General features: G+C 47.5%; 12 protein-coding genes. 11 read left to right on the top strand and 1 reads right to left on the bottom strand.

Annotated features, from left to right (window positions below; genetic code table 11):
• Window positions 1-63: 63 nt before the first annotated feature.
• Window positions 64-1422, bottom strand: a complete 1359-nt coding sequence (locus A28LD_RS05090; protein WP_007419999.1) for a Na+/H+ antiporter NhaC family protein — start codon at window positions 1420-1422, stop codon at window positions 64-66.
• Window positions 1423-1626: 204 nt separating this feature from the next.
• Between A28LD_RS05090 and A28LD_RS05085 the strand changes: the two genes are divergently transcribed.
• From A28LD_RS05085 to A28LD_RS05035, 11 genes are all read left to right on the top strand, one after another.
• Window positions 1627-3153 carry a carbon-nitrogen hydrolase family protein gene (locus tag A28LD_RS05085; protein ID WP_007419998.1) on the top strand — a complete coding sequence of 509 codons (1527 nt, stop codon included), beginning with the start codon at window positions 1627-1629 and terminating at the stop codon, window positions 3151-3153.
• A gap of 36 nt (window positions 3154-3189) precedes the next feature.
• The gene (gene recG / locus A28LD_RS05080) at window positions 3190-5274 is read left to right on the top strand and encodes an ATP-dependent DNA helicase RecG (RefSeq protein WP_007419997.1); all 2085 of its coding nucleotides are present in this window, start codon (window positions 3190-3192) and stop codon (window positions 5272-5274) included.
• Window positions 5275-5404: 130 nt separating this feature from the next.
• A complete protein-coding gene (gene ubiE, locus A28LD_RS05075; RefSeq protein ID WP_007419996.1) occupies window positions 5405-6157 on the top strand; it encodes a bifunctional demethylmenaquinone methyltransferase/2-methoxy-6-polyprenyl-1,4-benzoquinol methylase UbiE in 753 nt (250 codons plus the stop codon).
• Window positions 6157-6747 (top strand): ubiquinone biosynthesis accessory factor UbiJ, encoded by a 591-nt coding sequence (locus A28LD_RS05070; protein WP_007419995.1) that lies wholly within the window; start codon window positions 6157-6159, stop codon window positions 6745-6747. The genes ubiE and A28LD_RS05070 overlap by 1 nt, the downstream gene beginning before the upstream one ends.
• Before the next feature lie 53 nt (window positions 6748-6800).
• Window positions 6801-8441, top strand: coding sequence for a ubiquinone biosynthesis regulatory protein kinase UbiB (gene ubiB / locus A28LD_RS05065; RefSeq protein WP_007419994.1), 1641 nt, complete (start codon window positions 6801-6803; stop codon window positions 8439-8441).
• A 52-nt stretch (window positions 8442-8493) separates the two neighbouring features.
• Window positions 8494-8727, top strand: coding sequence for a twin-arginine translocase TatA/TatE family subunit (gene tatA / locus A28LD_RS12420; protein WP_007419993.1), 234 nt, complete (start codon window positions 8494-8496; stop codon window positions 8725-8727).
• Window positions 8728-8729: 2 nt separating this feature from the next.
• The gene (gene tatB, locus A28LD_RS12140; protein WP_007419992.1) at window positions 8730-9188 is read left to right on the top strand and encodes a Sec-independent protein translocase protein TatB; all 459 of its coding nucleotides are present in this window, start codon (window positions 8730-8732) and stop codon (window positions 9186-9188) included.
• Window positions 9188-9919: a twin-arginine translocase subunit TatC gene (gene tatC, locus A28LD_RS05050; RefSeq protein ID WP_007419991.1), complete on the top strand. Its 732-nt coding sequence runs from the start codon at window positions 9188-9190 to the stop codon at window positions 9917-9919. The genes tatB and tatC overlap by 1 nt, the downstream gene beginning before the upstream one ends.
• Window positions 9916-10635 carry a hypothetical protein gene (locus tag A28LD_RS05045; protein WP_007419990.1) on the top strand — a complete coding sequence of 240 codons (720 nt, stop codon included), beginning with the start codon at window positions 9916-9918 and terminating at the stop codon, window positions 10633-10635. Before tatC ends, A28LD_RS05045 begins: the two co-directional genes overlap by 4 nt.
• Window positions 10636-10644: 9 nt before the next feature.
• A complete protein-coding gene (locus A28LD_RS05040) occupies window positions 10645-11451 on the top strand; it encodes a TatD family hydrolase (protein WP_007419989.1) in 807 nt (268 codons plus the stop codon).
• The gene (locus tag A28LD_RS05035; protein WP_007419988.1) at window positions 11448-13265 is read left to right on the top strand and encodes a sensor domain-containing diguanylate cyclase; all 1818 of its coding nucleotides are present in this window, start codon (window positions 11448-11450) and stop codon (window positions 13263-13265) included. Before A28LD_RS05040 ends, A28LD_RS05035 begins: the two co-directional genes overlap by 4 nt.
• Window positions 13266-13280: the final 15 nt, after the last annotated feature.

Below are 13280 nucleotides of genomic sequence, written 5' to 3'. Positions count from 1 at the left end.
CGGTTACACAAAACGCCCGAAAGGGCGTTTTTTATTGCTGCAGCGAACCCAAACGAGCCCAGCTTAAACCGCGGGTTCACCATCTGCTTGAACTTCTGGTTCGGCTTTAATGGGGCCGAGAATAAAGATAGTAGCAATGGCCACCACCGCTAATATAAAGCAGTAGAACGTGTTCATGCTTACGGCTAATGGTGAAATGCCAAACGTGGCCCCCATTAGCAGTGCTTGTGCACCGTAAGGTAATACGCCTTGCACAACACACGCCGCAATATCAAGATAACTTGCAGCTTGTTTGGGCGCTACGTTGCCTTCAGCAGCTAAGCGCTTGCTCACTTCACCTGAAAGCAAAATAGTTACTGTGTTGTTTGCCACTGCCAAGTTAGTAAATGCGGTGAGCCCAAGAATACCAAATGATGCGGAACGATCGGCACGTTTGCTAATGCGGCTGGTGATGCGCTCAACGGTATTCGATAAAAACTTCAAGCCGCCTTGCTGGCGAATAAGTGCCGATAGGCCACCAATCAACAGCGAAAGTAAGAAGATTTCTTGCATGCTGGTAAAGCCTAAATAAACATCTTGGCTAAATGCTACTAGCTCGTAATCTACCGCAACAAAGCCAAACACCGCCGCTAAAATAATACCTAAGGTGAGCACCACAAATACGTTTAAGCCCGTTACCGCCAAGGCGATAATGAAGAAGTATGGGAGTGCCAGCCAGTAATTCGCTTCTGGAATATCAATCGGCGCGCTGCCGGTATCGTAAAACGAAAGCGCAATAATGGTAAGAACTGCGGCAGGCACAGCAATACGCAGATTCGCTTTGAACTTATCTTTCATTTCGCAGCCTTGGGTACGCGTAGCGGCAATGGTGGTATCGGAAATAAACGAAAGGTTATCACCAAACATGGCACCACTTACCAACACACCCGCCATAAGAGCTGGGTTAATACCAGCGGCTTGGCTTAATCCGAGCGCAACAGGCGCTAACGCAGCTAAGGTGCCCATCGAGGTGCCCATCGCTGTTGAAACAACGGCGGCGATTAAAAAGATGCCAGGCAGAATGAACGATGCTGGAATGATACTCAAACCAAGAGCTACCATGGCATCTACACCGCCGGTTGCGGCGGCAACTGTTGAGAAAGCACCGGCGAGCAAATATATCAAACACATGGTAATGATATTATTGTGGCCAACACCCGCTACAAAGGTATCAATGCGAGCATTGATACGCTGCTTACTTAGCAGCACAGCAAGAATGATGGCGGGTAATATAGCCACAGGGCTGGCAAGCTGATAGAAAGCCATTTCAACGCCGGCCAGATGAAAATATATTCCGGTACCCAAAAAAAGAGCGAGAAATAATGCAAGCGGTAATAGCGCCACTGCGCGTGGTTTAATTGGTGTGCTAGGCGTTGATGACATAAAAATCCCAAGTTTTATTTTAGACGTCCAGAAGCATAAACATCTTAACTCCTGCTTGCAAGCAAGAATTAACACAGATGTTTTCCGTGCTACCTTGAATCGGTGTACACTTAAGCCATAGATATATGGAATTAGATGTAAAGCCCTAGAAGTAATACTTTAAAAGTAATGCCTCAAAAGTAATGAAAAACAGAGAGAAATCGAATGAGCCCAGAAGATCTACATTTACAGTTACGTAATTTGCGTGATGAAGATTACCCACAGCTAAAAGCATTGATGGATCGTGTTTACGATGATATCGGCGGAGCTTGGGAAGAGCATACAATTCATGCTCTCATTCGTGATTTCCCTGAAGGTCAGATTTGCCTTGAAGATAATGGCGTGATTGTTGGCGTGGCCCTTACCGTGCGTGTAGTTTACGATAAGTTTAGTAACCCACATCAATATGATGATTTGCTCAGCAAGCGCGATAAAATTTTGAATCAAGCAGAAGGCGATGCTCTGTATGGCCTCGATGTTCTTATTCACCCTGATTATCGCGGCTATCGTTTGGGCCGCCGCTTGTATGATGCGCGCAAAGAACTTTGTATCCAGCAGAACCTAAAAGCAATTTTGGCCGGTGGCCGCATTGTGAATTTCCATAAATATGCTGATGAGATAACCGCAAGCCAATACTTAGAAAAAGTGCGCCGCCGAGAAGTTTACGATCCTATTTTGAGCTTTCAGCTTGCCAATGATTTCGTGGTAAAACGCTTACTTTATAAGTATTTACCAGAAGATAAGCGTTCGAAAGGTTATGCCACTTTATTAGAGTGGAGCAACTTTCTTTATGAAGCTTCAGAAACCGTTATTCACTCGCGCTCGCGGAATGTTCGTATCGGTGCTGTGCAATGGCAAATGCGGGCTGTTAAATCCGTAGAAGAGCTGCTGCAACAAGTAGAGTACTTCGTTGATGCGGTTTCTAGCTATAAAAGTGATTTCGTGTTGTTCCCTGAATTTTTCAATGCACCATTGATGGGGCTTTCGAAAGAAGGCCAACAAATGAGCGCTATTCGTTTCCTTGCTGGTTTCACTGAACGCTTCCGTAAAGAAATGTCGCAAATGGCAGTGAGTTACAACGTGAATATCATTACCGGTTCAATGCCGTTAAGTGAGGGCGATTCACTCTACAACGTAACCTATTTGTGCCGCCGTGATGGTTCGGTTGAAGAGCAGCGTAAGATTCATATTACCCCGCACGAAAAGCGCGATTGGGTAATTGAGGGTGGCGATAAAGTTCAAGTATTCCAAACTGATGCCGGCCGTGTGGGTATTTTGATTTGTTACGATGTGGAATTCCCAGAGCTGGGCCGTTTGATGGCCGATGAAGGCCTTGAGATCCTATTCGTACCGTTCTGGACAGATACCCGTAACGCATATTTGCGCGTGCGTCATTGTGCTCAAGCCCGCGCTGTGGAAAACGAATGTTATGTGGTTATTTGCGGTAGCGTAGGTAACTTGCCAGAAGTAGAGAGCTTAGATGTGCAATATGCGCAATCATCGGTATTTTCACCGTCTGATTTCGCGTTCCCACACGATGCCGTTATGTCGGAAACTACCCCGAATACAGAAATGTTGATGTTCTCTGATTTAAACTTGGATGAATTGAAATATCTGCATAACGAAGGCTCGGTAACAAACTTAAAAGATCGCCGCACGGATTTATATGATGTTGTTCGCAAGTGGGATTAAAACCATAAGCCTTCGGCAACCAGCAGCTCGGTGCCTATGAGTAATCTCTCGGCACTGGCTGAAATTTCGATCACCACGCTAAAAGGTGTGGGGCCGAAAATGGGCGAGAAATTGCAGCGCTTAGGCCTGAATACAGTGCAAGATGTGCTGTTTCATTTGCCTTCGCGCTACCAAGATCGCACTCGGGTAACGCCAATTGCAGCCCTACGTACCGGCGAATTTGCTACCGTGGTGGCCGAGGTTTTGGATAACCGCGTGCATTTTGGCCGCCGCCGGGCATTGTTAGTGCGGGTAAACGATCGCAGTGGCACGTTAACACTGCGATTTTTTCGTTTTAGTGCGGCTCAGCAAAAACAGTTAGAAAAAGGCCATACCGTTCAGCTTTATGGCGAGGTTCGGCCCGGGCCTACTGGGCCAGAAATGGTGCATCCAGATTACAAAAGCTTACAACCGGGCGAACCTATTCAGGTCGATGAAAGCCTCACACCGATATATCCGGCTACCGAAGGCGTGCATCAACTCACCTTGCGAAATCTCGCCATGCAGGCGCTTAGCTATTTAAATGCCAAAAGTTTACCTGAGCTGTTACCGGAATTACTACGCCAAGGCTTACCTAATTTGCAGGAAGCGATTCGTGTGTTGCATGCGCCACCTACTAATAGTGATCAGCAGCAACTTTTGGCTGGCTTGCATCCAGCTCAGCGGCGTTTGGCTTTGGAAGAGCTGCTCGCACACCAACTGAGTATGTTACAGGCACGGCAGCAAGCACAAGCGGTAAAAGCAGTAGCCTTACCAGCACCCAAACATTTGCAACAAGCGTTGCTGGCGCAATTACCATTTTCCCCTACAGCAGCGCAAAGCCGCGTGGTGGCCGAAATAGAAGCCGATATGCAACTGCCGGTGCCCATGCTGCGTTTAGTGCAGGGTGATGTGGGCTCAGGTAAAACTTTAGTAGCTGCTTTGGCCGCACTTTCGGCATTAGAGGCGGGCTATCAAGTAGCATTAATGGCGCCTACCGAACTTCTCGCTGAGCAACATGCACGTAGTTTTGCCATGTGGTTGGAGCCATTGGGTATTCAAGTGGGTTGGCTGGCTGGAAAGCTAAAAGGCAAAGCCCGAGAAACGACATTAACGGCGCTTGCGCGAGGCGATATTCGTTTTGTGGTAGGAACCCATGCGCTGTTTCAAGAAGCGGTGCAATTTCATAATTTAGCTCTAGTTATTATTGATGAACAGCATCGTTTTGGTGTGCACCAACGCTTAGCGTTGCGCGAGAAAGGTGAGCAACAAGGGCTGCATCCGCATCAGCTGGTAATGACAGCCACGCCAATTCCGCGCACGCTGGCAATGACAGCCTATGCCGATTTATCAACATCGATTATCGATGAACTGCCGCCGGGGCGAACGCCGGTGCAAACTGTAGCGATTCCTGATAGCCGCCGCCCAGAAGTGGTGCAGCGGCTGCACGATGCGGTGAAAAATGAAGGCCGGCAGGTATATTGGGTGTGCACGCTGATTGAAGAATCGGATGTGCTGCAATGCCAAGCGGCGGAAGATACAGCGCTGTATTTGCAACAAGAGCTACCCAATTTGCGCGTTGGTTTAGTGCATGGGCGGCAAAAAAGTGCAGAAAAAGAAGCGGTAATGCAGCAATTCAAAGCGCATGAGCTCGATTTACTCGTGGCTACTACGGTAATTGAGGTAGGCGTGGATGTTCCCAACGCCAGCTTGATGATCATTGAAAACCCGGAGCGTTTGGGTTTAGCGCAGCTGCATCAGTTGCGCGGCAGGGTGGGCCGAGGCTCGGTGGCAAGCCATTGCGTATTACTTTATAAAACCCCTCTCTCGAAACAAGCAAACGAACGTTTATCGGTGCTGCGTGAAAGTAACGATGGTTTTGTAATAGCTGAACGTGATCTTGAACTTCGCGGCCCCGGTGAATTACTCGGTGCCAAGCAAACCGGTTTGGTACAAATGAAAGTAGCCGATTTAACCCGTGATAGTGATCTACTTCCGCAAATTCGAACGTTAGCGCAGCAGTTATTTAGTGAATATCCGGAACAAAGCAGCGCGTTGATGCTGCGCTGGTTACCGGATAAAGATCGTTACGCCCAAGTTTAGGCTGATATACGCGCTATTATTGGGCAAAGAGCATTGGGCAAATGGCCGCCATCGTTTACACTAGGGTACTCATTGTCTGAGCAGTATTCGGCAGTAGTATTTTGCAGTAACCAAGAGCATGGAAAACATCATGAAAAACCAAGACGACAACACACATTTTGGCTTTAAAACCGTAGCAAAGGGCGAAAAAGCCAATATGGTAGCCGGCGTATTCCACTCGGTAGCGGGGAAATACGATTTGATGAACGATGTGATGTCGTTTGGTATTCATCGCTTGTGGAAGCGCTACACCATTGATTGTAGTGGCGCTCGCCGTGGCCAGAAAGTGCTAGATTTAGCCGGTGGTACAGGTGATTTAGCGGCTAAGTTTGCACGAATGGTAGGCCCTGAAGGCGAAGTAGTGTTGGCTGATATCAATGATTCAATGCTGCGTGTTGGCCGCGATAAACTGCGCGATATGGGTATTGTGGGCAACGTGAGCTATGTGCAAGCGGATGCCGAAAAATTGCCGTTTGAAGATAACACCTTTGATTTAATTACCATTGCCTTCGGGTTGCGCAACGTAACAGATAAAGATGCCGCGCTGCGTTCTATGTTGCGTGTGCTGAAACCCGGTGGCCGTTTGTTAGTGTTGGAATTCTCGAAGCCGGAAGTAGAAATGCTTTCGAAAGCTTACGATATGTATTCTTTCCACATTATGCCGAAAATGGGGGAATTCATCGCTAAAGATAAAGATAGCTATCAATACTTGGCGGAATCGATTCGCATGCACCCAGATCAAGAAACTTTGAAGGGCATGATGGAAGAAGCTGGCTTTGAACAGGTGGAATATCATAATCTCACCGGTGGTATTGTAGCCCTTCATCGTGGATACAAGTTTTAATGTCGGTATTGCAAGTGTTTCGCGCTGCGGCTGAACGCAGCTTGAATGTTGCTTTGGCGGCCGACCCGGCCTCGCCACAACGATTACGCCCATTGGCTGGAAAATGCTTTCGCTTAACTGTTAGTGCTTTTCCAGAACCTATTACTCTGCTTTTCTTTGACGATCGTGTGAGCCTTATGGGGCCACATTATGAAGTTGTAGATTGTGCGGTAACTGCGAACTTGAGCGATTTAGCAGAGCTTAGCGATGCCAGTAAGGTAACTAAACTGATACAGAGCGGGCGCGTGCAAATTATTGGTGATCCGGTTTTAGCGCAACAAGCCGCGCAAGTGTTTAAACAACTTGATATTGATTGGGAAGAAATGCTCTCGGGGTATATTGGCGATGTGCCAGGGTATTGGGCTAGCCAGTTGGTAGCTAAATTCGCGGCACTAAAACCTGAACCAGCGGCATTTCGGCAACGCGCAAGTGAGTTTTTAACGCAAGAATTCAATGCAGCAGCTAGCCCCTTGCAAATGGCCATCATGGTAGATGATATTAAAGCGCTTGAGGTACGAATAGCGCGGCTAGAAAAGCGCCGTTTTGAATAAAAAAGCCAATTACTTAAAGCTGAATAATTGCGAGTATAGGAGCATAACTGAACGTGCGGGCATTACGATTCTATAAGATTATAAGTACCTTGTTGCAGCACGGCGTGGATGAATTGATTCCGCGCCGCTGGCTGCCATGGTATTTGCGTATGCTGCGCCATAGCGCGTTTTGGTTGCGCAACAAACACAAAGATAAGCCGCTAGCAGTGCGTTTTCGAATGGCGCTTGAAGCCTTGGGCCCGGTATATGTGAAGCTTGGGCAAATGCTTTCAACCCGGCAAGATTTGTTGCACCCAGATATGATTTTGCAGCTTACTATGCTGCAAGATCGAGTGCCGCCGTTTCCCGGTGAAGAAGCGCGCGATTTAGTGTGTAAAGCGTTAGAGATTAACGCTATTACCGAAATATTTACTGATTTTGATATCACGCCTTTGGCCTCGGCCTCAATTGCACAGGTGCATACCGCCACATTAATGCGCCCCGATAATGGTTTGCCGCAAGAAGTAGTAGTAAAAGTATTGCGGCCAGGCATAGAGCGCACTATTGATGCCGATTTGGAATTAATGGAAGCGGTTGCGGGTGTTGCGGCGCGCTACCTTCCCGATGGCAAACGCTTAAAACCAGTTGAAGTTATTAAAGAATACCGGAAAACTTTATATAACGAGTTAAGCCTAGACCGCGAAGCCGCGAACGCTATTCAATTGCGCCGCAATTTCACTGATTCTGATTTATTATATATCCCTGAAGTATTTAGTGATTTCACCCGCGCCAACGTAATGGTGATGGAACGTATTTACGGTATTCCAGTGAATGATGTGGTTACCCTGCAAGCGCAGGGGATCGATTTAAAAACCTTGGCAGAACGTGGTGTAGAAGTTTTTTTCACACAAGTATTTCGCGATAGTTTCTTTCATGCCGATATGCACCCGGGTAACATTTTTGTAGACCCTGAATCAGGTGAAAACCCGCGCTACTTTGCAGTAGATTTTGGTATTGTCGGCACCTTAAATAAGGAAGATAAGCGTTATTTGGCGGCGAACTTCATTGCCTTCTTCAATCGCGATTATCGTAAGGTAGCGGAGTTACATATCGATTCTGGTTGGGTGCCTAGCCACGTTAATGTGGAAGAGTTTGAATCGGCCATTCGTACGGTTTGTGAACCTATTTTTGAAAAGCCGTTAGCTGATATTTCTTTTGCACACGTGTTACTGAATTTATTCAATACCGCTCGGCGTTTTGAAATGGAAGTACAGCCGCAGTTGGTGTTGTTGCAAAAAACATTGTTGTACGTGGAAGGCCTTGGGCGTCAGCTTTACCCACAACTCGATTTATGGAAAACAGCGAAACCATATTTGGAACGCTGGATGCATGAACAAATGGGCTGGCGCGCGCTGTATCGAAATGTAAAAGAGCAAGCGCCATTCTGGGCGGAAAAGCTGCCAGAAATGCCCGGGTTACTGTACGATACGTTGCAACAAATTCGCCGAGGCAATCAAACCCAGCAAATATGGGTTGAACGCTTATTGGCGCACCAGCGGCAAGCAGCTGTGAGCCGATGGTGGAGCTTGTTTGCGGCAAGTTTAACGGTATCGGCTGTGGCGTTATTGGCAGCAACAGAATGGCCGGTAGTAACCTATGTAGTGGCTGCGGGTGCAGCCTTGAGTTGGCTGCAGGCATGGCGGAGTAAGCCATAAGCGCTGTAATTCGTGAGAGATACTGAGTAAGCATTAACCAGAGGGCAAGATTATGGGTGGCGTGAGTATTTGGCAGATGTTGATCGTGTTAGCGATCGTGGTGTTGTTATTCGGAGGCAAGCGGTTACGCAGCCTTGGTTCTGATTTGGGCTCGGCTATTAAGGGCTTCAAAAAAGAAATGGACGATGAAAAAGCGAATAATGCCAAAAAAGAAAATAAAAGCGATGATCAAAAGCCGCAGGAAACCGAAGGCGATGATGATAAAAATGGCCCAACCCGACATTAATTATGTTTGATATCGGCTTCTGGGAACTATTGCTGATTGCAGCTATTGGCTTGCTTGTGCTTGGGCCAGAGCGGTTGCCGGGTGCGATTCGCTCGGTACAGCGTGGCTATGCCAAAATAAAAGCATTCGGCAGTAAAATGGAAGCTGAGTTAAACCATGAACTGCGCGTTAAAGAGCTGCATGATCATTTGAAACAAATTGAATCATCGGCTGATATGGAAAACCTCTCGCCAGAGTTAAAGCGCTCACTGAAAGAGCTTGAAGATGCCGCAGCATCGGTGCGTAGCCCTTACGCAGCAAAAGATAAGGATACTGCAGTGGCCGATTTGGCCGAAGAAAAAGCAAAAGCCGCTACAACAAGCACTGAAGAAGTTAAATCCGCATTGAATGAAGAGCTCGCGCCAAAAACAGAAACCCTCGATACCGAGATAGTTAAGCCACCGATTAAAGGTGATAAATAATGCAAGGGCAGGCAGGGTTACTGGATCATCTAGTAGATTTGCGCCGGACACTTTTGCGATCGTTTGCGGCAGTAGCTATTTTATTCCTTTCCTTGGTTTATTTTGCCCGTGATCTATATCGCTGGTTAGCCGATCCGCTCATGGTTCACCTGCCGGAAGGCACCAGCATGATCGCCACCGATGTTGGCGCTCCTTTTTTCGCACCATTCAAACTTACTTTAATGGTGGCGGTGCTTCTGGCGATTCCGTTTCTTTTGCACCAAATTTGGCGATTTATTGCGCCGGGGCTTTACAAGCACGAGCGCCGGCTCATTGCTCCGTTGTTGATCAGTAGCAGCTTGCTGTTCTATGCCGGCATAGCATTCGCTTACTACGTGGTATTACCGATTGCGTTTGGCTTTTTCACTAGCATGGCTCCGGAAGGCGTTACCATAGCTACTGATATATCGAGTTATCTCGATTTTGTATTAAAAATATTCTTCGCTTTTGGCATTGCTTTCGAAATTCCGGTAGCCATTTTATTGATGGTTTGGAGTGGAGTGGTAACGCCTGAACAGCTGCGCGCGAAACGCGCCTACGTGATTGTTATTGTGTTTGTGATCGGTATGCTGCTTACACCACCCGATATTATTTCACAAACGTTACTTGCAGTACCCATGTGGATTCTGTATGAATTAGGGGTATTGTTATCTCGTTTCTACACGAAAAAATCAGAGGAGCCTGCGGAATGAAGCAAACATTGAACCATTTTTCACCTAAGCGCTTGTTGCTAACGGGCGCTGTTGGCTTATGTATGATGGCTCCAGCTGTGGCGCAGGAAGAAAAGCCAAGCTTGGCTGAACAAATGCAGGAATGCGCTGCAATTTCCAATGCCATTGAACGCTTAGTTTGCTTCGATGATTTAGTAGCTAGTTTGCCGCGAGCTGGCGCTTCTCGTGTTGAGGGAGCGCAACGCGCAGCCCAAGCTGGCGCACGTGGGCAAGAACAAGCCGCAGAAGCGGCACAACGAGGCCAGGAAACGGCTGCGAGCGCTCGCGCAGCGACTCGCGGTGCGAGAGAGGCTGGGCGCAGTGGCCGCGATGAATCGTTGAACGAGCGGGAACGGGCAGCTCAAGAACGCATAGAAGCTGCCGAACGCCGTGCAGCTGAAGCAGAAGAACGCTTAGCTCGACAGCAAGCCGCACAACAACGAGCTGCTGAAGAAGCGGCCCGTAATCAGCCGCCAAGTGAGAAAACCTACATCACTATCGAGGAAGCTTGGCAAAGTGCTAGGGGCCTTTGGCGTTTTCGCTTAGATAATGGCCAAGAGTGGCACCAAACTTCTTCTGAAGCTGGCGTGCGCTATCGCGAAGGTGCGCGCTATTATATTGAGCCGGGAAGATTCGGTAGTTATTTCTTGGGTTCCGACGATAACAATCGGCGCATGCGTATTCACTTGGTGGATTAAGTTCACACCGTGGCTTGGGTAGATATTGGCGTAAACCTTACGGCAAGTTCGTTACAAAAACGAGCTGAAGATGTGGTGGCCGCTGCTATTCAAGCAGGCGTTTCTCGGCAAGTGTTAGTGGGTACTTCAATACATGAATCGCAGCAGGCTTTGGCGCTTGCTGAAACGTTTCCGGGCTGTATCACAACGGCTGGTATTCATCCGCACGATGCCGCATCAGCAAGCGCAAGCTTTATTAACGAATTACGTATACTTGCAAAACACCCTCTCGTTCGTGCTATTGGTGAATGTGGTCTCGATTACAACCGCAATTATTCGGCACCCGATGTGCAGCGCGAAGTGTTTGCGGCGCAGCTAGAATTAGCAGTGGAATTACAATTGCCAGTTTATCTGCATGAGCGCGATGCCATCGGCGATCAGCTGGCGGTTCTTGATCGCTATCTCAGTGATTTGCCTGCTGCTATTGTGCATTGTTTTACGGGTGGGCCTGAAGAACTAGCCGCCTATCAAGAGCGCGGTTGCTATATTGGTGTTACCGGCTGGGTATGTGATGAACGCCGAGGCCATGAACTGCAATTAGCAGTGCCGAATATAGCCGAAAATCGCTTGCTGCTGGAAACCGATGCACCTTACCTAATGCCAAGAAATATTCGGCCGAAGCCAAAATCACGAACCAATGTACCTGCGAACTTGCCATGGGTAGCCTCAGTAGTTGCTGATTTACGAGGCACTACTATCGAAACTCTTGCCGCTACCACTACAGAAAATGCGCAACGGGTGTTTGCGGTATGGCCAGCAGGAGAAACGCAACTATGAATATAATTCGTGGCGCGTTTTTCGTGAGCTTGAGCTTATTGTTGTTTTTATCCGTAGGGCCAAGCTCCGCTGAAGAATCTGTGCAACCGAACATTAGTTATTACAAAGCAGAAGATATCAATTTTTCACTTAGCGATGCACGGCAAATGGCTGCCCAAAGCTGGAACTATATTGGCACAGAGCCACCCTCGTTTGGTTATGATACAACGCCGCATTGGCTGAAATTAGAACTTGATGCAGCAAGCTATTATCGTTTGTTGCACATTCAGTATCCTTTGTTAGATCACGTTGATATTTATTTTATTTCTCCACAAGGGGATGTTGAGCACCACCATGTTGGTGACACAAAACCATTCTATCAACGGCCAATTGCAGCTGATGGTTTTGTAATTCCGGTGCCCTTTCATGAAGCACATGAAGTATTAATTCGGGTGCAAACTAGCAGCTCGTTGAGTGTGCCCATTAGAATTTGGGAAACATCTGCTTTTCATCAGGCTCAGGGCCCACGTTACGTTTCTATTGGTTTATATTTTGGTGTGCTTTTATGCATGGTGGTTTACAACCTATTCGGGTATGTGGTTACTCGCGAAACAAGCTTTTTTAGTTACTCGATTTATGTGGTGTTTACCGGTTTGTTGATGGCCGCGCTAAGTGGCGTTGGGTTTCGCTATCTTTGGCCAAATTGGTTATGGCTGCAAGAGCGCGCAGTAACGTTGTTCGGTGGTTTAGCATTTGTGTTTGCAACGCTCTTTATCACCCAGTTGTTGGGCTTACGAAAACAAAGCAAGGCTTGGCACACGGGCTTAATAAGCCTGGGCAGTTTTGCTGGGGTTGTGGCGATATGCAGCTTGTTTTTACCCTACTCGATAACTATTTTCATGCTGTTACCGTTTGCCGTAATTGCGTGTTTCTATGTATTAATATTAGGCGTGGCGATGTGGATTAAAGGCATGCAGCACGCGCAAATTTTCACGCTAGCTTGGTTCTTTTTCCTAGTTTCTATTATTTTTAACGCCTTGGGCTACCTTGGTTTGATTGATGGCCAGTTTATTCAGCGCTACGCCATTATGATTGGTTCAGGCATTGAGGTATTGCTGCTTTCTTGGGTTATCACGTTAATGTATTCCGCTGAGCGAACAGAGAAACTCGGAGCCCAAGAGCAAATGCTAAAGCATGCAGTGGCCGCTCAAGAAGCGCAGCGAGTGCTAAATGAGGAACTAGAAATTAGAGTAAAAGATCGCACTCAAGAATTACAACAGGTGAGTGAATCATTGCAGCGGGCAAACGCTACGCTTGAGCGAAAAAGCAACGAAGATGGCCTTACAAAGCTATTCAATAGGCGTTTTTTCGATACTCAGATACGTAATGAGTTCAAGCGAAGCCGCCGCACAGGAAGCCCATTGGCGTTAATATTGTTGGATATCGATCACTTTAAACCCCTAAACGATACCCATGGGCATCAGGTGGGTGATGCGGTATTGGTTGAATTTGCTCAGCGCCTACAGAGCCAAGCTATACGGGCAAACGATGCGGTTTGCCGATATGGCGGAGAAGAATTTGCGATTATCTTGCCGGCTACTGATTTGGCCGCAGCAGAACTTGTAGCAAAACGTTTCTTAACAGTAATTAGCGATCAGCCGTTTGTAAATAATAGTAGTGAAAAGGCAGCACCTTTAGCCGTTACTGCAAGTGCCGGAGTAGCGGTTTTGCGGGATACCATGGATAATGCAAACGATCTAGTAGAGGCAGCTGATTTGGCATTGTACGCCGCAAAAGATCAGGGCCGTAATATGCTTATTTTGGCAACCGAGTAATCTAGCACCCAAGTT

This window comes from Idiomarina sp. A28L, assembly GCF_000218785.1.
Lineage (GTDB): Bacteria > Pseudomonadota > Gammaproteobacteria > Enterobacterales > Alteromonadaceae > Aliidiomarina.
This window is presented reverse-complemented; position numbering and strand designations above follow the sequence as displayed.

Bases quoted from the DNA above. Each gene is read 5' to 3' on its own strand.
- A28LD_RS05085 (WP_007419998.1), top strand. From the start codon at position 1,627: ATGAGCCCAGAAGATCTACATTTACAGTTACGTAATTTGCGTGATGAA.
- ubiE (WP_007419996.1), top strand. From the start codon at position 5,405: ATGAAAAACCAAGACGACAACACACATTTTGGCTTTAAAACCGTAGCA.
- A28LD_RS05070 (WP_007419995.1), top strand. From the start codon at position 6,157: ATGTCGGTATTGCAAGTGTTTCGCGCTGCGGCTGAACGCAGCTTGAAT.
- A28LD_RS05045 (WP_007419990.1), top strand. From the start codon at position 9,916: ATGAAGCAAACATTGAACCATTTTTCACCTAAGCGCTTGTTGCTAACG.
- tatC (WP_007419991.1), top strand. From the start codon at position 9,188: ATGCAAGGGCAGGCAGGGTTACTGGATCATCTAGTAGATTTGCGCCGG.
- recG (WP_007419997.1), top strand. From the start codon at position 3,190: ATGAGTAATCTCTCGGCACTGGCTGAAATTTCGATCACCACGCTAAAA.
- tatB (WP_007419992.1), top strand. From the start codon at position 8,730: ATGTTTGATATCGGCTTCTGGGAACTATTGCTGATTGCAGCTATTGGC.
- tatA (WP_007419993.1), top strand. From the start codon at position 8,494: ATGGGTGGCGTGAGTATTTGGCAGATGTTGATCGTGTTAGCGATCGTG.
- A28LD_RS05035 (WP_007419988.1), top strand. From the start codon at position 11,448: ATGAATATAATTCGTGGCGCGTTTTTCGTGAGCTTGAGCTTATTGTTG.
- A28LD_RS05090 (WP_007419999.1), bottom strand. From the start codon at position 1,422: ATGTCATCAACGCCTAGCACACCAATTAAACCACGCGCAGTGGCGCTA.